Here is a 19,534-nt window from a genome sequence, read left to right on the forward strand (position 1 = left end):
TGACTCCGCTTATTGTTTGGTGTCGACCGGGTTGAGCAACGGCATGTTCCATTCACCGCTGGCGACTTCCGGTCTTGGCAGATACAGGCGCAAGACCCCGTAGAACGGGCCGTCCGGCGCAGGCAGCCAATTGGCCTGTTTGTCTTTCCCTGGATTCTTGTGCTGCACGTACAGAGTCAGGCCGCCGTCGGCGTCGAGCTTCAGGTCCGGCAGCATCCGCGAGTTGATCAGGTAGCGGTTGAGCGGGTTGGCCACCAGCAGTTTGGTCTTGCCGTCGTACATCGTCAGTGACCAGAACGCATCGGCGGGGGGCAGGGCGCCCTTGTCGAAATGCAGGGTGTAGTCGTGTTTCGAGGCATCGGCGTGCTGCCCGTCCTTGTCGACGAAATAGCCGATGTAATTCGCCTCTTCGGCGGAGTTGCCGAAGATCCCCATGTTGGCCCCGGCGTAGCGGTACAGGTAATTGCCCTTGAGGTGGTCGCGAGTGCCGAACAGATCACCGCTGGAGACCTGGTGGGTGTCGACCTTGTCTTTCTGGAACGCGGCGAACTCGGCTTTTGCATCGGTAATGCCGTCTTCCAGTGCCTTGCGTTGCTCGGCGCTGAGGGCCTTCAGATCGAAGGGTTGGCCGGCACTGATACCGATTTTGGCGAAGCGGGCCAGCAGGTCTTTCTCGACATCCTGCGGCGGCGTGAAGGCCAGCATGAAGTTCAGGTAGCGGAACAGGTCCGGGGTTTCGCTCATCGTCGGCGTCGGTTTCGGCCAGCTGACTTTCGGTGCTGGCGCCGGGGCTTTCTGTTTCACGTAATGGCTGAGGGGTTCGACCTTGTAGCCTTTCTGGATCTGCTTGACCTTGGCCAGGTCCTTGTCGTCGAACAGTTGTGTGCGGTACAGCGCGTAGGTGATGTTGCTTTCACTGCGCAGCAAGCGGTCGATGTTCAGCGGTTGCTGGCCCTGCCAGTCGGGCCCGGCAATCATGAAGTGCCCGCCGTTGTTGCCGGTGCTGCGGGTGCCCAGGTAAGCGAAATTCTGCGTGTAGGCGTCTATCAGTTGCACCGAGTAATAACGGTGCTCCTCGATGGGCGGCAGGGTGAGAATCTGCGGCTCGGCACGCAGGTCCATCCAGACGAACGAGTAAGGCGTGTCGGCGTTGGGCGTGACGAATGCGGTGTCTTTTGCGGTGAAGGCTTTGGCGGTGTTGCCGATCCTGTTCAGCGGCGCCTTGTAGTTCGGGCTCTTGGTGTCGATGGCCTGGGTGTAGAGGGTCTTGTACATCTCTACGACCGGGAAACCGTACAGGTAGGCTTCCTTGGCGATGCCCCGGGCTTCATCGGGGCTGGCGGTGAAATCCTGAGCACCGACGCCACAGCTGACAAACGTGGCCATGACGCTGTATGCAGCCACCTTGAGGGCGGGCTTCGACCGGTTACAGAGGACGGACGTCAGCGAGCGCGCCGACGAAAAGGCGTGAACTTCCGTTTTATTCGACATGATTCCCCGATTCCCTGGTGGCTCAGTGGACGACTCGGCACTTCGCGGCCGTTAAGGCGTAATCCTTTTCTTATCAAGCCTGTAGGACATGTCTGTTGAAACTAGCAGCTAATCGGGGGTTAGCCAGTCAGAGGGATTAATTCTTTGGTTTTGTGCGCAGGTTCACGCCAGTTTTGTGTACTGGCGCGAACCCCGTGAAATGTCAGTGTTTTTTCGCCTGCTCGCGCACCCGTTCTTCCTGCTCGCGCAACTCCGGGGTGAATTCAGCGCCAAAATCTTCCGGGCTGAACACCTGGCGAATCTCGATTTCGGCCTCGGTGCCCGGCATGGGATTAGGGCAGCGCTTGACCCATTCGATGGCTTCTTCCTTCGACTTCACGTCCCAGATCCAGTAACCGGCGATCAGCTCCTTGGTCTCGGCGAAGGGGCCATCGATCACGCTGCGTTTTTCACCGCTGAAACGCACGCGAGCGCCTTTGCTGCTGGGGTGCAGGCCGTCGGCGGACACCAGAATGCCGGCCTTCGCCAGTTCCTCGTTGTAGTTGCCCATGTCGGTCAGCAGTTGTTCGCTGGGCATCACGCCGGCTTCGGAATCCTGGCTGGCTTTGACAATGATCATGAAGCGCATGGTGTTTCTCCGCTGGAAAGTGAGGGATTCACTGCTTTGTCGAATGGCGGGGGCTTGAATCGACAGGTCGTTAAATAAAAGATGCAGACTCGCGTTTTAACAAGCATCGCCTCCATACGGAATGTGTCCGCCATGCCCACACTGGAACTCACCACGCTGATCCCCGACCGCACCCCGAAAGAGGTACTCGACTTCTGTCTGGAAGGCGTCAATTTCCCGAAGATCTTTCCCGAACGCGTCACGCCGCTGGGGGATATCGACCTGAACAATCTGCGCATCGAAGCCGGGCGGCAATTTAGTTTCCGGCACTGGATGTTCAATCTGATCCCGTCGAACTGGACGGTGACGATCCGCGAGGTCGGCGACACGCATTTCATCGATGAAATGCTCAAGGGGCCGCTGCGTGCCTTTCGTCACGAACATCGGGTGGCGGTGGGTGAGGGCGGTACGCTGTACACCGACCGCGTGACGTATTCGGCGATTGGCGGGGCATTCAGCGAGGTGTTGCTGGTGAACGGCTACATGCGGCGGATATTCGAGGCCCGGCATCGCAACATGCTGCAATTGCTTGAATAGCGCTCAAGGTTGTATCCAATCTTGCGTGGTGGCACATGACAATTTCGGTTCAGGCATAGGTCGTCGGACAATTTCGTGGTTAACTTCCGCCTCTTGCATGCTTTCCCAACAACGTTAAGAAGGACTCCGTTCATGGCTCAAGTCACGCTCAAAGGCAACCCGGTTCAAGTCAACGGCCAATTGCCACAAGCCGGTTCCAAGGCACCAGCCTTTTCCCTGGTAGCCGGCAATCTGTCCGACGTCACCCTGAAAGACTTTGCCGGCAAGCGCAAAGTGCTGAACATCTTCCCAAGCGTCGACACCCCGACCTGCGCTACTTCCGTGCGCAAGTTCAACGCTCAGGCCAACGAACTGGCCAACACCGTGGTGCTGTGCATCTCGGCTGACCTGCCATTCGCCCAGGCCCGTTTCTGCGGCGCCGAAGGCCTGGAAAACGTACAGAACCTGTCGACCCTGCGTGGCGCCGAGTTCATCCAGAACTACGGCGTGGCCATCGCTGACGGCCCGCTGAAAGGCCTGACCGCCCGTGCGGTAGTCGTGCTGGACGAAAATGACAACGTGCTGCACAGCGAGCTGGTCAAGGAAATCGCTGAAGAGCCGAACTACGATGCGGCCCTCGCTGTATTGAAATAAGTGCGCTCAAGTAAATGCGCTGAAATCAGCGCGTTTACAATTGTTAACGGCCTGGCCCTGTCCAGGCCGTTTTCATTTGTGTATCAGTGTTTTGGCTCACACCTTGAAACGTAAGTTGAAGGTAAATTGCCGGTAAAGCTGCTTTGCTTTACCCCCACCAGTGCTTATCGTTCAGCCTCCCGTAAAAGAAGCCCACGCGCCCAATGGTTAATCACTCCATGCAATCGTCTTCCCGAAACTCTCGTCGCTGGCTGCTCAGCCTGCTTGTCCTGCTGGTCATCGCCGGTCTGTGCTGGAAATTCTGGCCCGCCGGATCGACCCACAAAGAGGGCGGCGAGAAAGCCGCGGCCGGTCATACCGGTCGTTCGGGGATGATGCGTCCGGGCTTCGGTGGCGCGGCAGGTCCGATCCCGGTGCGCGTGGCGCCGGCCGTCACCGGTGACTTCCCGCTGTATTACAAGGCGCTGGGCACCGTGACGGCGCTGAACACCATCAACGTGCGCAGCCGGGTCGGCGGCGAACTGGTGAAGATCTATTTCGAAGAAGGGCAGATGGTCAAGGCCGGCGACCTGCTGGCGGAGATCGATCCGCGCTCGTACCAAAACGCCTTGCTCCAGGCTGAAGGCACCTTGCTGCAGAACCAGGCTCAGCTGAAGAATGCCCAGGTCGACGTCGAGCGCTATCGCGGCCTGTTCAAGGAAGACAGCATCGCCAAGCAGACCCTGGACACCGCCGAAGCGCTGGTCGGCCAATACCTCGGCACCGTGAAGACCAATCAGGCGGCGGTCAACGATGCCAAGCTCAACCTCGAATTCACCAAGATCCGCGCACCGATTGCCGGTCGCGTCGGTCTGCGTCAGCTCGACGTCGGCAACCTGGTGGCGGCGAATGACACCACGTTCCTCGCCGTGATCACCCAGACCCAACCGATCAGCGTGGTCTTCACGCTGCCGGAAAACACCCTCGAAACCGTACTCGCCCGTTATCACAGCGGCGCCAAACTGCCGGCCGAAGCCTGGGACCGTGGCGACACCAAACTGCAAGCCAGCGGCGTGCTGCAAAGCCTCGACAACCAGATCGACGTGACCACCGGCACCCTGAAGTTCAAGGCGCGCTACGAAAACCGCGATCAGTCGCTGTTCCCCAACCAGTTCGTCAACGTCCACCTGCTGGCCGACACCCTCAAAGGCGTCGTGCTGGCACCGTCCGCAGCGATCCAGTTCGGCACCAACGGCACCTTCGTCTACGCGCTGGACGGCGACAAGAAAGTCACCATCCGTCAGCTGAAGATCGGCGCCAGCGATGGCAACAACACCGTGATCACCGAAGGCCTGGCCGCCGGCGACCGCGTGGTGCTGGAAGGCACCGACCGTTTGAAGGAAGGCAGTGAAGTGGAAGTGGTCAACGACAGTCAGGACGTGCCGGCCACGCCGACCGAACACCTGCAAGGCAAGTCGGCCACCACCGCACCTGACGCTGCCGTCACCGACAAGGCCAAGAAGGGCGCATGAACATTTCGCGTCTGTTCATCCTCCGCCCGGTCGCCACCACGCTGAGCATGCTGGCCATCGTGCTGGCTGGCCTGATCGCCTATCGCCTGCTGCCGGTTTCGGCTCTGCCGCAGGTCGATTACCCGACCATCCGGGTCATGACGTTGTACCCGGGCGCCAGTCCGGACGTGATGACCAGCGCCGTCACCGCGCCGCTTGAACGCCAGTTCGGGCAGATGCCGGGCCTGACGCAAATGGCCTCGACCAGTTCCGGCGGTGCCTCGGTGCTGACCCTGCGTTTCAGCCTCGACATCAACATGGACGTCGCCGAACAGCAGGTACAGGCCGCGATCAATGCCGCGACCAATCTGCTGCCGACCGATTTGCCGGCGCCACCGGTGTACAACAAGGTCAACCCGGCGGACACCCCGGTGCTGACCCTGGCCATCACTTCGAAAACCATGTTGCTCCCCAAACTCAACGATCTGGTCGATACGCGCATGGCGCAGAAGATCGCCCAGATCAGTGGTGTCGGCATGGTCAGCATCGCTGGCGGTCAGCGTCAGGCAGTGCGGATCAAGGTCAACCCGGAAGCGCTTGCCGCCAACGGCCTGAACCTGTCGGACGTGCGCACGCTGATCAGCGCGTCCAACGTCAACCAGCCCAAAGGTAACTTCGACGGCCCGACCCGGGTGTCGATGCTCGACGCCAACGACCAGCTGACTTCGCCCAAGGATTACGCCAATCTGATCCTGGCCTACAAGAACGGCGCGCCGCTGCGACTCAAGGATGTCGCGCAGATCGTCGACGGCGCCGAGAACGAGCGTCTGGCCGCCTGGGCCAACCAGAATCAGGCGGTATTGCTGAACATTCAGCGTCAACCGGGTGCCAACGTGATCGAAGTGGTCGACCGGATCAAGGCACTGCTGCCGAGCATCACCGACAACCTGCCGGCCGGCCTTGAAGTCACTGTGCTGACCGACCGCACCCAGACCATTCGCGCCTCGGTCACCGACGTGCAGCACGAACTGCTGATCGCCATCGCCCTGGTGGTGATGGTGACGTTCCTGTTCCTGCGTCGCGCCAGCGCCACGATCATTCCGTCCGTCGCGGTGCCGCTGTCGCTGATCGGTACGTTTGGCGTGATGTACCTGGCCGGTTTCTCGGTCAACAACCTGACGCTGATGGCTCTGACCATCGCCACCGGTTTCGTGGTCGACGATGCGATCGTGATGCTGGAGAACATCGCCCGTTTCATCGAGGAAGGGGACAGTCCGATGCAGGCCGCGCTCAAGGGCGCGAAGCAAATCGGTTTCACCCTGATTTCCCTGACCCTGTCGCTGATTGCGGTACTGATTCCGCTGCTGTTCATGGCCGACGTGGTGGGGCGGCTGTTCCGCGAATTCGCCATCACCCTGGCGGTGGCAATCCTGATTTCCCTTGTGGTCTCGCTGACCCTGACGCCGATGATGTGCGCGCGTCTGCTCAAGCGTGAGCCGGAAGAACATGAACAGGGCCGTTTCTACCGTGCCAGTGGCGCGTTCATCGACTGGATGATCGCCGCGTACGGGCGCAAGTTGCAGTGGGTGCTCAAGCACCAGCCGCTGACACTGCTGGTGGCCATCGGCACGCTGGCGCTGACCGTGTTCCTTTATATGGTGGTGCCCAAGGGCTTCTTCCCGGTGCAGGACACCGGGGTGATCCAGGGGATTTCCGAAGCACCGCAGTCGATTTCCTTTGCTGCCATGGGCGAACGTCAGCAGGCGCTGGCCAAAGTGATTCTGGAAGATCCGGCCGTTGAAAGCCTGTCGTCCTACATTGGCGTCGACGGTGACAACGCCACGCTCAACAGCGGTCGGCTGTTGATCAACCTCAAGCCTCACGGTCAGCGCGACCTGACGGCCGCCGAAGTGATTACCCGCCTGCAACCGCAACTGGACAAACTGGTGGGCATCCGCCTGTTCATGCAGCCGGTGCAGGACCTGACCATCGAAGACCGCGTCAGCCGTACGCAGTACCAGTTCAGCATGTCGTCGCCGGACGCCGAACTGCTCAGCCTGTGGAGCGGGCGCCTGGTGGAAGCACTGGCCCAGCGCCCTGAACTGACCGACGTCGCCAGCGATTTGCAGGACAAAGGTTTGCAGGTGTTCCTGGTGATCGACCGGGACGCGGCCTCGCGCCTTGGCGTGTCGGTGGCGAATATCACCGATGCGCTGTACGACGCCTTTGGCCAGCGGCAGATCTCGACCATCTACACCCAGGCCAGCCAGTATCGCGTGGTGCTGCAGGCTCAGGCCGGGGAGAAGATCGGTCCGCAGGCGCTGGATCAGATTCACGTCAAGACCACCGATGGCGGTCAGGTGCGGTTGTCGAGCCTGGCCCATGTCGAGGAACGTCAGGCGCAACTGGCGATCACTCACATCGGCCAGTTCCCGGCGGTGATGATGTCCTTCAACCTTGCCCATGGCGTGGCACTGGGGCATGCGGTGGACATCATCGAGCAGGTGCAGAAGGACATCGGCATGCCGATCGGCGTGCAGACCCAGTTCCAGGGTGCGGCCGAAGCGTTCCAGGCGTCGCTGTCGAGCACCTTGCTGCTGATTCTGGCGGCGGTGGTGACCATGTACATCGTGCTGGGCGTGCTCTACGAGAGCTACATCCACCCGATCACCATTCTGTCGACCTTGCCGTCGGCGGCGGTGGGGGCGTTGCTGGCGTTGCTGCTCAGTGGCAATGACCTGGGCATGATCGCGATCATCGGCATCATCCTGCTGATCGGTATCGTCAAGAAGAACGCGATCATGATGATCGACTTCGCCCTCGACGCTGAACGCACCCAGGGCATGGCCCCGGAGCAGGCGATCTATCAGGCGGCGCTGTTGCGCTTCCGGCCGATTCTGATGACCACGCTGGCAGCGCTGTTCGGTGCGGTGCCGCTGATGCTGGCCACCGGTTCCGGCGCTGAATTGCGTCAGCCGTTGGGTCTGGTGATGGTCGGCGGCTTGCTGGTCAGTCAGGTGCTGACGCTGTTCACCACCCCGGTGATCTACCTGTATTTCGACCGCCTCGGTCGGCGCTGGGGCCGTGCGCCTTCGGCCGTGGAGTCGGTAGAACAGCCATGAACCTGTCCGGTCCTTTCATCAAGCGCCCGGTGGCGACCATGCTCCTGAGCCTGGCGATCATGCTGCTGGGCGGCGTGAGCTTCGGCCTGCTGCCGGTGTCGCCACTGCCGCAAATGGACTTCCCGGTGATCGTGGTGCAGGCGAGCCTGCCCGGCGCCAGTCCGGAAGTCATGGCCTCGACCGTGGCGACGCCGCTGGAACGCTCGTTCGGCGCCATCGCCGGCGTCAACACCATGAGCAGCCGCTCCAGCCAGGGCTCGACCCGGGTCATTCTGCAATTCGACCTCGACCGCGACATCAACGGCGCGGCGCGGGAAGTGCAGGCCGCGATCAACGCCTCACGCAATCTGCTGCCGAGCGGGATGCGCAGCATGCCGACCTACAAGAAGGTCAACCCGTCGCAGGCGCCGATCATGGTGTTGTCGCTGACGTCGGATGTGCTGGAAAAAGGCCAGCTCTACGATTTGGCCTCGACCATCCTGTCCCAGAGCCTGTCCCAGGTGCAGGGCGTGGGCGAGGTGCAGATCGGCGGCAGCTCATTGCCGGCGGTACGCATCGAGCTCGAACCCCAGGCGCTGAACCAGTACGGCGTGGCGCTGGACGATGTGCGCAAGACCATCGCTGGCGCCAACGTGCGTCGGCCGAAGGGCTCGGTTGAGGATGACCAGCGCTTGTGGCAGATCCAGGCCAATGACCAACTGGAGAAAGCCAAGGACTACGAGTCGCTGATCATCCACTACAACGGCGGTGCGGCCCTGCGCCTGAAAGACGTGGCCAAGGTCACCGACGGCGTGGAAGACCGCTACAACAGCGGTTTCTTCAACGACGACGCGGCGGTGCTGTTGGTGATCAACCGCCAGGCTGGCGCCAACATCATCGAGACGGTCAACGAGATCAAGGCGCAGTTGCCGGCGTTACAGGCCGTGCTGCCGGCCAGCGTAAAGCTGAACCTGGCGATGGACCGTTCCCCGGTGATCAAGGCCACTCTGCACGAAGCAGAGATGACCCTGCTGATCGCCGTGGCACTGGTGATCCTGGTGGTGTTCCTGTTCCTCGGCAACTTCCGTGCATCCCTGATTCCGACCCTGGCGGTGCCGGTGTCGCTGGTCGGCACCTTTGCGGTGATGTACCTCTACGGCTTCTCGCTGAACAACCTGTCGCTGATGGCGCTGATTCTGGCCACCGGGCTGGTGGTGGACGACGCCATCGTGGTGCTGGAGAACATTTCCCGGCACATCGACGAAGGCGTCAAACCGATGAAGGCCGCGTACCTCGGGGCCAAGGAAGTCGGTTTCACCTTGCTGTCGATGAACGTATCGCTGGTGGCGGTGTTCCTGTCGATCCTGTTCATGGGCGGGATCATCGAGAGCCTGTTCCGCGAATTTTCCATCACCCTGGCTGCGGCCATCGTGGTGTCGCTGGTGGTTTCCCTGACCCTGACACCGATGCTCTGCGCCCGCTGGCTCAAGCCGCATACGCCGGGTCAGGAAAACCGTCTGCAGCGCTGGAGCCGTCGTACCAACGACTGGATGGTCGGCAAGTACGCCACCAGCCTCGACTGGGTATTGCGTCACCGGCGCCTGACGCTGTTGAGCCTGATCATCACGGTCGGGGTCAACGTCGCGCTTTACGTGGTGGTGCCGAAGACCTTCCTGCCGCAACAGGACACCGGCCAGTTGATCGGTTTCGTGCGCGGCGATGACGGTCTGTCGTTCAGCGTGATGCAGCCGAAAATGGAGACCTTCCGCCGCGCCGTGCTCAAGGACGAAGCGGTCGAAAGTGTCGCCGGGTTCATCGGTGGCAACAACGGCACCAACAACGCCTTCATGCTGGTGCGCCTGAAGCCGATCAAGGAACGTAACCTGTCGGCGCAGAAAGTCATCGAGCGTCTGCGCAAGGAAATGCCCAAGGTGCCCGGCGCGCAATTGATGCTGATGGCCGACCAGGACCTGCAATTCGGTGGTGGCCGTGAGCAGACGACCTCGCAGTACACCTACATTCTGCAGAGCGGTGATCTGGGCGCTTTGCGCGAGTGGTACCCGAAAGTGGTCACCGCCTTGCGCGCCTTGCCGGAACTGACCGCCATCGACGCCCGTGAAGGACGTGGTGCGCAGCAGGTGACATTGATCGTCGACCGTGATCAGGCCAAGCGTCTGGGCGTGGACATGAACATGGTCACCGCCGTCCTGAACAACGCCTACAGCCAGCGGCAGATTTCCACGATCTACGACAGCCTCAACCAGTATCAGGTGGTGATGGAGGTCAATCCGAAATACGCTCAGGACCCGGTCACGCTTAATCAGGTGCAGGTGATTACCGCTGATGGCGCGCGGATCCCGCTGTCGACCATTGCCCACTACGAAAACAGCCTGGAAGACGACCGGGTCAGCCACGAAGGCCAGTTCGCCTCCGAAAGCATTTCGTTCGACATGGCCGAAGGCGTGACGGTGGAGCAGGGCAGTGCCGCCATCGAACGGGCGATAGCCAAGGTCGGTCTGCCGGAAGACGTGATCGCGAAAATGGCCGGCACCGCCGACGCCTTCGCGGCTACCCAGAAAAGCCAGCCGTTCATGATCCTCGGCGCACTGCTGGCGGTGTATCTGGTGCTGGGCGTGCTGTATGAAAGCTACATTCATCCGTTGACGATTCTGTCGACATTGCCGTCGGCCGGGGTCGGTGCGTTGCTGTCGATCTATGTGCTGGGCGGCGAATTCAGCCTGATCTCGCTGCTCGGGCTGTTCCTGCTGATCGGCGTGGTGAAGAAGAACGCGATTCTGATGATCGACCTGGCACTGCAACTGGAACGTCATCAGGGCATGGCGCCGCTGGAGTCGATCCGCAGCGCCTGTCTGCAACGTTTGCGGCCGATCCTGATGACCACGTTGGCAGCGATCCTCGGCGCCTTGCCGTTGCTGCTCAGCCGGGCCGAAGGTGCGGAAATGCGCCAGCCGCTGGGCCTGACGATTATCGGCGGGCTGATTTTCAGCCAGGTGCTGACCCTTTACACCACGCCTGTGGTTTACCTCTATCTCGACAAGGCCCGCCACCGCTTCAACAAGTGGCGTGGCGTACGTACCGATGCCGCTCTGGAAACTCCGCTATGAATGACCGTTCGCTTATCCAACTGGCCAGTGTCCGAGGCTCGCGTTTGCTGAGCCTGTCACTGTGCGTGGCGATGCTCAGTGCGTGCGCCGTCGGCCCGGACTACCAGCGCCCGCAGACCGCCGAAATTGCCCAGTACAAAGAGGCCGAAGGCTGGCGTCAGGCCAGTCCTGCCGACTCTCTGGCCCGTGGCGCCTGGTGGGAACTGTACGGTGATCGTCAGCTCAACGAGTTGATCGAGAAGCTCAACACCGCCAACCAGACTGTCGCCCAGTCCGAGGCGCAATACCGTCAGGCTCAGGCCCTGGTGCGCGATGCACGCGGTGCTTTTTACCCGAGCATCGACTTGAGCGCGGGCAAGACCCGTTCCAGCCAGGGCACCGGCAGCAGCAGTTCGAGCCTGAGCAGTTCTTCCAGCGGTATCCGTGATACCTACAACGCCCAACTGGGCGTCAGTTGGGAGGCCGATGTCTGGGGCAAGCTGCGTCGTGGTCTGGAGGCCAATGAAGCCAGCGCCCAGGCGAGCTTCGCCGATCTGGCGGCGATGCGCCTGAGCCAGCAGTCGGAACTGGTGCAGAACTACCTGCAATTGCGCGTGATCGATCAGCAGAAACGCCTGCTGGAGTCGACAGTGGCGGCCTATGAGCGCTCGCTGAAAATGACCCAGAACCAGTACAACGCCGGGGTTTCCGGGCGTGATGCGGTAGCTCAGGCGCAGACGCAACTCAAATCCACCCAGGGCGATCTGGTGGACCTGATCTGGCAGCGGGCGCAATTCGAAAACGCTATTGCGGTCCTCACCGGCCAGCCACCGGCACAGTTCAAGCTTGCCGAAACCCAGGACATCCCGAAGCTGCCGCAGATTCCGCTGAGCCTGCCATCACAATTGCTGGAACGTCGCCCGGACATCGCCTCGGCGGAACGCTCGGTGATTGCGGCCAACGCCAACATCGGCGTCGCCAAAGCGGCGTATTACCCGGACTTCAGCCTGAGCCTCAGTGGCGGCTACAGCAGCAGTACTTCGCGAGATCTCATCAGCCTGCCGAACCGATTCTGGTCGGTGGGGCCGAAAATGAGTCTGCCGCTGTTCGACGGCGGCCGACGCTCGGCGGAGGTCGACCGCACCGAAGCGAAGTACGACGAAACCGTGGCCAAATACCGGCAGACCGTGCTCGATGGCTTCCGCGAGGTGGAAAACTACCTGGTGCAGTTGAAGGTGTACGAAGACGAGGCGGCGGTGCGTCAGGAAGCGCTTGATGCCGCGCGCGATTCCTTGCGTCTGACCCAGAACCAGTACAAGGCCGGGCTGATTGCCTACATCGACGTGGTGGTGGTGCAAGCCACGGCGTTGAGCAACGAGCGGACGGTGCTCAATATCCTGCAGAGTCGACTGATTGCCAGTGTGCAATTGATCGCGGCGCTGGGTGGTGGCTGGGACGGGCAGCTGGAAACCAGCCAGAATCCGTAACCCTGAATTCCCACGCATTGCTTTGATCGTTCCCACGCTCTGCGTGGGAATGCCTCAACGGACGCTCCGCGTTCGGCTTTGGAAGGGACGCGGAGCGTCCCGGGCTGCATTCCCACGCGGAGCGTGGGAACGATCGGCTGGCGGGGACGGACGCTCTGTCAAAGCAGCATTCCAGAGCCTTGTCGAACGATCAAACAAGCGTTTCATCGGCTTGATGGCCATTTGATTACTTTGTCAGTGCGTTCTTCTGTGCAATCAGTACAATCGGCGCATTTGGCCCCGCTGAGAACGGAAGCAGTACGGTGGGGTGGTCACGAGAATTCTCATGCTCATCGGTAGTTATTCCTTCACGCTGGTTTTCATTTCGCTGTGTGTGGCGATCCTCGCGTCCTATACCGCGCTCGACCTTACAGGGCGCATCGCCACCGCCAAGGGCCGCGCCGTGCATTTGTGGACGGCCGGCGGCGCGTTCGCCATGGGCATCGGCGTCTGGTCGATGCACTTCATCGGCATGCTGGCCTTCAAACTGCCGATCAGCCTCGGTTACGACATTCCGATCACTGCGCTCTCATTGCTGATCGCCGTGCTGTCCTGCGGGTTTGCGCTGTGGCTGGTCAGCCAGCCGAAACTGCCAGCCTGGCAACTGGCCTTCGGCGCCTTGATCATGGGCGCCGGCATCAGCGCCATGCACTACACCGGCATGGCCGCGATGCGCATGCAACCGGGCATCGATTACGATCCGACACTGTTCGGCGCTTCGCTATTGATCGCCGTCGGCGCTTCGGCGGCCGCATTGTGGATTGCCTTTCGCCTGCGTCAGCATTCGCCTTACGTGCGCCTGTTTCGTGCCGGCGCAGCCATTGTCATGGGCATCGCGATTGTCGGCATGCACTACACCGGCATGGCGGCAGCGCGGTTTCCCGAAGGCAGTTTCTGCGGTGCGGCGCTCAGCGGTCTGAATGGCAATGGCCTCGATAATCTGGTGCTGATCACCACGCTCGCGGTGCTGAGCATCGCGCTGCTGACCTCGATTCTCGATGCTCGCCTCGAAGCGCGCACCGCCGATCTGGCCCATTCGTTGACCGTGGCCAACCGCGAACTCACTCAATTGGCCTTGCATGACACCCTGACCGGCCTGCCGAACCGGATGTTGCTGGACGACCGGATCAATCAGGCGATGAAGAAGGTCAACGAGCAGGGCGGTTGCTTTGCGTTGATGTTCATCGATCTGGACGGCTTCAAACCGGTCAACGACGCTTTCGGTCACCACATGGGCGACCAATTGCTGCGTGAAGTGGGGGTGCGTCTGCGCGAAGATTTGCGCAGTCTCGACACGCTGGCGCGGATCGGCGGCGATGAGTTTGTCCTGCTGGTGCGCCTGACCGAGCCCAACGATGCGCTGGGTCTGGCGGCGCGTCAGGTTGGCCTGATCGCACAGTCGTTCCGCGTGGCCGAGCATGACTTGCAGATTTCCGCCAGCGTCGGCATCGCCCTGTACCCGGGCAACGGCCAGAACGCCCAGGAACTGCTGATGAACGCCGACGCCGCGATGTACCACGCCAAGGGCGGCGGCAAGAACGGCTACAGCTTCTTCGACGCCTCGATGAACAGCAACGCCCGCAAGCAACTGCAACTGTTGCAGGACCTGCGCGCGGCGCTGGAACACAGTCAGTTCAGCCTGCATTACCAACCCAAATTCCACGCGGCCGATGGTCGTCCGGTCGGTGCCGAGGCGTTGCTGCGCTGGGAGCACCCGCTCCACGGCATGCTGATGCCGGACAAGTTCATCGACCTGGCCGAGAAGACCGGACTGATCATTCCGATCGGTGAATGGGTACTCAACGAAGCCTGCCGGCAGATGCGCGAGTGGTACGTGCTGGGCTACACCGACTGGCGCATCGCAGTGAACTTGTCGGCGTTGCAGTTCTGCCATACCGGGCTGGTGCAAAGCGTCGCCAAGGCCTTGGCCACTCACCACTTGCCGGCCAACAGCCTGACCCTGGAGATCACCGAAACCACGGCCATGAGCGATGCCGATGCGAGCATGACGGTGTTGCAGGAACTGTCCGACATGGGCGTCGACCTCTCCATCGATGACTTCGGCACCGGCTATTCGAGCCTGATGTACCTCAAGCGCCTGCCGGCCAACGAGTTGAAGATCGATCGCGGATTCGTGCGGGATCTGGAACACGACAGCGACGACGCCGCCATCGTCTCGGCGATCGTCGCGCTCGGTCAGGCGCTGGGCCTGCGCATCGTGGCTGAAGGCGTAGAGACCGGTGTGCAGCAGGACTTCCTGACGCAACTGGGTTGCGATTCGCTGCAGGGCTATCTGCTCGGCCACCCGATGCCGGCGGATCGCTTCCTGCAGGACATCGTCCGCGGCAAGCAAACGGCGGTGAGCTGAACGACTGACACAGGCCATGCAAAACCCCGCAATGACGGTTATTCTTCCTGCGACTGTTACGTGTGCATTGGGGGGAAAGCCAGCATGGATAAAGTCATTGTGATCACTGGCGGCGGTCGCGGAATCGGGGCCGCTACGGCGTTGTTGGCTGCCGAGCAAGGCTATCGGATCTGCATCAATTACCAGTCGGACGAGCAGGCAGCCCACCACGTACTCGACCAGGTGCGTGAACGCGGCGCCACCGCCATTGCCGTACGTGCCGACGTCAGCATCGAGGACGAAGTGATCGGCCTGTTTCATCGGGTCGACACCGAGCTGGGCCGGGTCACCGCACTGGTGAACAACGCCGGCACCGTCGGGCACAAATCGCGGGTCGACGAAATGTCCGAATTCCGCATCCTCAAAATCATGAAAACCAACGTCCTGGCACCGATCCTCTGCGCCAAGCACGCGATCCTGCGCATGTCGCCCAAACACGGCGGGCAGGGTGGCAGCATCGTCAACGTGTCTTCGGTGGCCGCACGCCTGGGCTCGCCGAACGAATACGTCGACTACGCGGCGTCCAAAGGCGCCCTCGACACGTTCACCATCGGTCTGTCCAAGGAAGTGGCGGGCGAGGGGATTCGGGTCAACGCGGTGCGTCCGGGCTACATCTACACCGATTTCCACGCGTTGAGCGGCGATCCGGATCGGGTCAGCAAGCTGGAGTCGGCGATTCCGATGGCCCGAGGCGGGCGGCCGGATGAAGTGGCGGAGGCGATTGTGTGGTTGTTGTCGGACAAGGCTTCGTATGCCACCGGGACTTTCGTCGATCTCGGCGGCGGGCGTTAAGCTCAATGATCGTTCCCACGCAGACGGTTCGACGCCTCGACGTGGGAACGATCATCCCTCTACATGGGATTGATCGCATCAGAACGACCGCACAATCCGCCCCAGCGTCTCCATCGCCTTCTCCGAACTCTCGGTCCACGGACTGCCGTAGTTCAGCCGGATGCAATTCCTGAATCGTTGAGTCGGCGAGAAAATCGGCCCCGGCGCAATGCTGATGCCTTGCGCCAACGCCATCTGAAACAACTTCAACGAATCCATCTGCGGTGGCAGTTCCAGCCACAGGAAATAGCCGCCGGCCGGTTGGCTCACGCGGGTCTGGGCCGGGAAATAGCGGGCGATGGCGGCGAGCATGGCGCTTTGCTGTTCTTCGAGGGCATAGCGCAATTTGCGCAGGTGGCGGTCGTAGCCACCGTGTTGCAGGTAGTCGGCGATGGCCGCCTGAGCCGGCATCGAGGCGCACAGCGAGGTCATCAGTTTCAGGCGTTCGATCTTCTGCGCGTAGCGTCCGGCGGCGACCCAGCCGATGCGGTAGCCGGGGGCCAGGCTCTTGGCGAATGAACCGCAATGCATCACCAGACCTTCGGTGTCGAAGGCCTTGGCCGGTTTCGGCGCCTGTTGGCCGTAATAGAGTTCGGCGTAGACGTCGTCTTCGATCAGCGGCACCTGATGGCGTTTCAGCAGTTCCACCAGTTCCTGTTTCTTGGCCTCGGGCATGGTCGCGCCCATCGGGTTCTGGAAACTGGTCATGCACCAGCAGGCCTTGATCGGGTGCCGCTCCAGGGTCTGGGCGAGCACGCCGAGGTCGATGCCGTCGCGCGGGTGCACGGGGATTTCCACGGCTTTGAGTTTCAGCCGCTCGAGCACTTGCAGGCTGGCGTAGAACGCCGGGGCCTCGATGGCCACCAAATCACCGGGCTCGGTTACCGCTTGCAGGCACAGGTTCAGCGCTTCGAGGGCGCCGTTGGTGATCAGCAGTTCTTCCATCGGCAGCATCAGCCCGCCGACCATGTAGCGCAGTGCGATCTGGCGGCGCAGTTGCGGGTTGCCCGGCGACATGTCGGTGACCACCATGCGCGGGTCCATTTCCCGGGCAGCGCTGGCCAGCGAACGTGACAGACGTTGCAGCGGGAACAGTTCGGGGCTGGGGAATGCCGAGCCGAATGGCACGGTGCTTGGGTCCTTGATCGATTCGAGCACCGAGAACACCAGTTCGCTGACGTCGACTTTGGTGGACTCATTGACCTGGCTGCTGATCACCGGCTCCGAGAACGGGCTCGGGGCGTGGGTGTTGACGAAGTAACCGGAGCGCGGCCGCGCGCGGATCAGGCCGCGACGTTCCAGCAGGTAATAGGCCTGGAACACCGTGGACGGGCTGACGCCATAGGTCTGGCTCGCGTAGCGCACCGACGGCACCCGCTGACCGGGGCCGAGGACGCCGGAGCGGATCAGTTCAGCGATGTCGTCGGCGAATTTTTCGTAGCGTTTCATCGGTGTCCTGCAATGGATGGGATTTGGAAAACGGTTGTGCCAATGGACGCAGCGCCATTGGCACAAAGGGTTGCATCTTAAAGGTTCAACGATTCATCGGCGCAACAAACCGGCTCTTCGCCACGCTATAAACCTCGGGCTCATCGCTGTCGGCAATCTTGAAGCTCAAGGTCTGCGAGCTGCTGGCCGCACGTTCCGTGGTCATCGCCACCGACACCGGCACATCGACGATCTCGCCTGCTGCCAGGCTCAGTTCGGTCTTGCCTTGCAGCTGGAAGCCGTCGCCATCCACCAGGCTCAGGTTGTAGTCCTGGCGCTGTTGGGTCTTGTTGATGACTTTGAGGGTGTAGATGTTTTCGATCTGGCCCTGGCCGTTCTCGCGGAACAGACCACGGTCCTTGGTCACGTCCAGCGACACCATCGGCCGTTCGACCAGGGCCAGGGCGAGGGCACCGATCATCAGCAACAGCACTGCGACGTAGCCGATCAGCCTTGGACGCAGCAAGTGCGTCTTGCCACCCTGCAACTCACGCTCGGAGGTGTAGCGGATCAAACCACGGGCGTAATTCATCTTGTCCATGATCGAATCGCAGGCGTCGATGCACGCTGCGCAGCCGATGCATTCCATTTGCAGGCCGTCGCGGATGTCGATGCCGGTCGGGCAGACCTGCACGCACAACTGGCAGTCGATGCAATCACCGAGACCGGCTTCGGCCGGTTTCACGTCGCGTTTGCGCGGGCCACGGTTTTCGCCCCGGGCCACGTCGTAGGAAATTGCCAGGGTGTCCTTGTCGAACATCACGCTCTGGAATCGTGCGTACGGGCACATGTGCATGCACACCGCTTCGCGCAGCCAGCCGGCGTTGATGTAGGTGGCACCGGTGAAAAACAGCACCCAGAACAGACTGACGCCGCCGATCTGCAAGGTCAGCAGCTCTTCGGCCAGCGGGCGGATCGGGGTGAAGTAGCCGACAAAGGTCAGGCCGGTCAACACGCTGATCGCCAGCCACAGCGTGTGCTTGGCTGCACGCCGCGCCAGTTTGTTCAGGCTCCACGGTGCAGCTTGCAGCTTGATGCGCTGGTTACGTTCACCTTCGGTGATCTTCTCGCACCACATGAAGATCCATGTCCACGAACTTTGTGGGCAGGTGTAACCACACCAGACCCGGCCTGCGAACACGGTGATAGCAAACAGGCCGAACGCCGCAATGATCAGCAGCGCCGACAGCAGAATGAAGTCCTGCGGCCAGAAGGTCGCGCCAAAGATGTGGAACTTGCTTTCGGAAAGGTCCCAGAGCACCGCCTGACGTCCGCCCCAGTTCAGCCACACGGTGCCGAAAAACAACAGGAACAGAAACCCCGCGCCACTCATGCGCAGGGTGCGGAACAGGCCGGTGAAGCTGCGGGTGAATATCTGGTTGTCGCTGCTGGCGTTCTTCGCCTTCATTGGGCGCGCCGGTACTTTTTTTATGTGAGGCGTTGCTTCTACGGTTCGGACGGGGATTCGTTCGCTCATGGTCGTTCGCTCATCAGCCTCCATCAGGCCAGTGAACTATGAGCGCCGATCTGTTTGCATAACAGACTCAGGTATTTCAATAAAAAGCGTATCAGATGGGTTTTGCGCCCAGCCCTGCGACAACTTGAAGCAGCTGGCAGGGCGGGGCGCAGATGCCTATCCCAGACGTCTGCGCTGGATCTTGACCGGGGTCAGTCAAATCACCGAATCACTGTCGGTGGCCTTGAGGTGTTTGCGTCCGTCTCGGGCGCCTGCGACGGTCAGCGCATCGGCTTCGGCCTCTGTGATGTAAACGCGCCGGCCTTCGATTTCCACGGCTGACATCGATTTTTCACTGTCGGTGATTATTGTCAGGTCACCGCACAGGCGAATCTGCTCACCGTTTTCGGTGGCGAAAAAACAGGTCTGGTTTTCGATGCGCACGGTCATGGGGCTGTCCTTTTTTCCAAGGGTGTTGAAAGGTTAGGGCGCAGCCCCGAGTGATCGTTCTGCGCAACCGATTAATGGTCGCTAGACGATCACTGGCGGCATGGTCGACGGTGGCTCTTCCTTGGGCGGTGGCGTGGTGCCTGGCGGATCCTGCTCGGGGATCGGCTGCGGCTCGGTTTCGGGCAGAACCGGTTTGTCGATGTTCGGATCGGGTGTTTCAGCGGGGATCGGAATACTCATCAGTTGAACCTCCGTGTGGCACATGGCGTGAGAAGTGCTTAAGTGGGTTGACCACTTCACCGCGAATTCGATCCGATTTTGTGGCGGGGCAAATCCCTGTGAACTTTTGCCGG

Annotated in this window: 14 protein-coding genes; 8 read left to right on the top strand and 6 right to left on the bottom strand. The window is 61.3% G+C overall.

Features of this window, described 5'->3' with window-relative positions:
• Positions 1-9: 9 nt before the first annotated feature.
• Together AC07VV_RS03710 and AC07VV_RS03715 are read right to left on the bottom strand one after the other, a co-directional pair.
• Positions 10-1,386: a DUF1254 domain-containing protein gene (locus AC07VV_RS03710; protein WP_495035339.1), complete on the bottom strand. Its 1,377-nt coding sequence runs from the start codon at positions 1,384-1,386 to the stop codon at positions 10-12.
• Positions 1,387-1,693: 307 nt separating this feature from the next.
• Entirely contained in the window at positions 1,694-2,119 is a 426-nt protein-coding gene (locus tag AC07VV_RS03715; RefSeq protein WP_096820252.1) for a YciI family protein, read from the bottom strand.
• Between the two features lie 132 nt (positions 2,120-2,251).
• Between AC07VV_RS03715 and AC07VV_RS03720 the strand changes: the two genes are divergently transcribed.
• The 8 genes from AC07VV_RS03720 (at position 2,252) to AC07VV_RS03755 (ending at position 15,748) form a co-directional block, all read left to right on the top strand.
• On the top strand, positions 2,252-2,695 hold the full coding sequence (locus AC07VV_RS03720) for an SRPBCC family protein (RefSeq protein ID WP_495035340.1): 444 nt from the start codon (positions 2,252-2,254) through the stop codon (positions 2,693-2,695).
• 132 nt (positions 2,696-2,827) lie between these two features.
• Positions 2,828-3,328 (top strand): thiol peroxidase, encoded by a 501-nt coding sequence (gene tpx / locus AC07VV_RS03725; protein ID WP_085731150.1) that lies wholly within the window; start codon positions 2,828-2,830, stop codon positions 3,326-3,328.
• Between the two features lie 203 nt (positions 3,329-3,531).
• Entirely contained in the window at positions 3,532-4,839 is a 1,308-nt protein-coding gene (locus AC07VV_RS03730; RefSeq protein ID WP_495035341.1) for an MdtA/MuxA family multidrug efflux RND transporter periplasmic adaptor subunit, read from the top strand.
• The gene (locus AC07VV_RS03735; protein WP_495035342.1) at positions 4,836-7,940 is read left to right on the top strand and encodes an MdtB/MuxB family multidrug efflux RND transporter permease subunit; all 3,105 of its coding nucleotides are present in this window, start codon (positions 4,836-4,838) and stop codon (positions 7,938-7,940) included. The genes AC07VV_RS03730 and AC07VV_RS03735 overlap by 4 nt, the downstream gene beginning before the upstream one ends.
• Complete coding sequence (locus AC07VV_RS03740) at positions 7,937-11,044, top strand: efflux RND transporter permease subunit (RefSeq protein ID WP_495035343.1); 3,108 nt, start codon at positions 7,937-7,939, stop codon at positions 11,042-11,044. The genes AC07VV_RS03735 and AC07VV_RS03740 overlap by 4 nt, the downstream gene beginning before the upstream one ends.
• Positions 11,041-12,510, top strand: a complete 1,470-nt coding sequence (locus AC07VV_RS03745) for an efflux transporter outer membrane subunit (protein ID WP_495035344.1) — start codon at positions 11,041-11,043, stop codon at positions 12,508-12,510. Before AC07VV_RS03740 ends, AC07VV_RS03745 begins: the two co-directional genes overlap by 4 nt.
• A 325-nt stretch (positions 12,511-12,835) precedes the next feature.
• Positions 12,836-14,917: a putative bifunctional diguanylate cyclase/phosphodiesterase gene (locus AC07VV_RS03750; RefSeq protein WP_495035345.1), complete on the top strand. Its 2,082-nt coding sequence runs from the start codon at positions 12,836-12,838 to the stop codon at positions 14,915-14,917.
• An 84-nt stretch (positions 14,918-15,001) separates the two neighbouring features.
• A complete protein-coding gene (locus AC07VV_RS03755) occupies positions 15,002-15,748 on the top strand; it encodes an SDR family oxidoreductase (protein ID WP_085708225.1) in 747 nt (248 codons plus the stop codon).
• A 78-nt stretch (positions 15,749-15,826) separates the two neighbouring features.
• Here the strand turns inward: AC07VV_RS03755 and mapR are convergent, their stop codons facing one another.
• The 4 genes from mapR to AC07VV_RS03775 all read right to left on the bottom strand — a co-directional run bounded on the left by mapR (position 15,827) and on the right by AC07VV_RS03775 (position 19,421).
• Positions 15,827-17,236, bottom strand: a complete 1,410-nt coding sequence (mapR, locus tag AC07VV_RS03760; protein WP_096820262.1) for a GntR family transcriptional regulator MpaR — start codon at positions 17,234-17,236, stop codon at positions 15,827-15,829.
• Between the two features lie 85 nt (positions 17,237-17,321).
• On the bottom strand, positions 17,322-18,752 hold the full coding sequence (ccoG, locus tag AC07VV_RS03765) for a cytochrome c oxidase accessory protein CcoG (protein ID WP_495035346.1): 1,431 nt from the start codon (positions 18,750-18,752) through the stop codon (positions 17,322-17,324).
• A gap of 195 nt (positions 18,753-18,947) precedes the next feature.
• A complete protein-coding gene (locus AC07VV_RS03770; RefSeq protein ID WP_102621368.1) occupies positions 18,948-19,181 on the bottom strand; it encodes a DUF3203 family protein in 234 nt (77 codons plus the stop codon).
• Positions 19,182-19,262: 81 nt separating this feature from the next.
• Positions 19,263-19,421 (bottom strand): hypothetical protein, encoded by a 159-nt coding sequence (locus tag AC07VV_RS03775; RefSeq protein ID WP_495035347.1) that lies wholly within the window; start codon positions 19,419-19,421, stop codon positions 19,263-19,265.
• Positions 19,422-19,534: the final 113 nt, after the last annotated feature.

The organism is Pseudomonas sp. GW821-FHT02C04, from assembly GCF_059421845.1.

Coding starts and splice junctions, on each gene's coding strand:
- AC07VV_RS03730 (WP_495035341.1), top strand. CDS start 3,532: ATGGTTAATCACTCCATGCAATCGTCTTCCCGAAACTCTCGTCGCTGG.
- AC07VV_RS03745 (WP_495035344.1), top strand. CDS start 11,041: ATGAATGACCGTTCGCTTATCCAACTGGCCAGTGTCCGAGGCTCGCGT.
- tpx (WP_085731150.1), top strand. CDS start 2,828: ATGGCTCAAGTCACGCTCAAAGGCAACCCGGTTCAAGTCAACGGCCAA.
- AC07VV_RS03720 (WP_495035340.1), top strand. CDS start 2,252: ATGCCCACACTGGAACTCACCACGCTGATCCCCGACCGCACCCCGAAA.
- AC07VV_RS03770 (WP_102621368.1), bottom strand. CDS start 19,181: ATGACCGTGCGCATCGAAAACCAGACCTGTTTTTTCGCCACCGAAAAC.
- AC07VV_RS03775 (WP_495035347.1), bottom strand. CDS start 19,421: ATGAGTATTCCGATCCCCGCTGAAACACCCGATCCGAACATCGACAAA.
- AC07VV_RS03710 (WP_495035339.1), bottom strand. CDS start 1,386: ATGGCCACGTTTGTCAGCTGTGGCGTCGGTGCTCAGGATTTCACCGCC.
- AC07VV_RS03755 (WP_085708225.1), top strand. CDS start 15,002: ATGGATAAAGTCATTGTGATCACTGGCGGCGGTCGCGGAATCGGGGCC.
- AC07VV_RS03750 (WP_495035345.1), top strand. CDS start 12,836: ATGCTCATCGGTAGTTATTCCTTCACGCTGGTTTTCATTTCGCTGTGT.
- mapR (WP_096820262.1), bottom strand. CDS start 17,236: ATGAAACGCTACGAAAAATTCGCCGACGACATCGCTGAACTGATCCGC.
- AC07VV_RS03740 (WP_495035343.1), top strand. CDS start 7,937: ATGAACCTGTCCGGTCCTTTCATCAAGCGCCCGGTGGCGACCATGCTC.
- AC07VV_RS03735 (WP_495035342.1), top strand. CDS start 4,836: ATGAACATTTCGCGTCTGTTCATCCTCCGCCCGGTCGCCACCACGCTG.
- AC07VV_RS03715 (WP_096820252.1), bottom strand. CDS start 2,119: ATGCGCTTCATGATCATTGTCAAAGCCAGCCAGGATTCCGAAGCCGGC.
- ccoG (WP_495035346.1), bottom strand. CDS start 18,752: ATGAGCGAACGAATCCCCGTCCGAACCGTAGAAGCAACGCCTCACATA.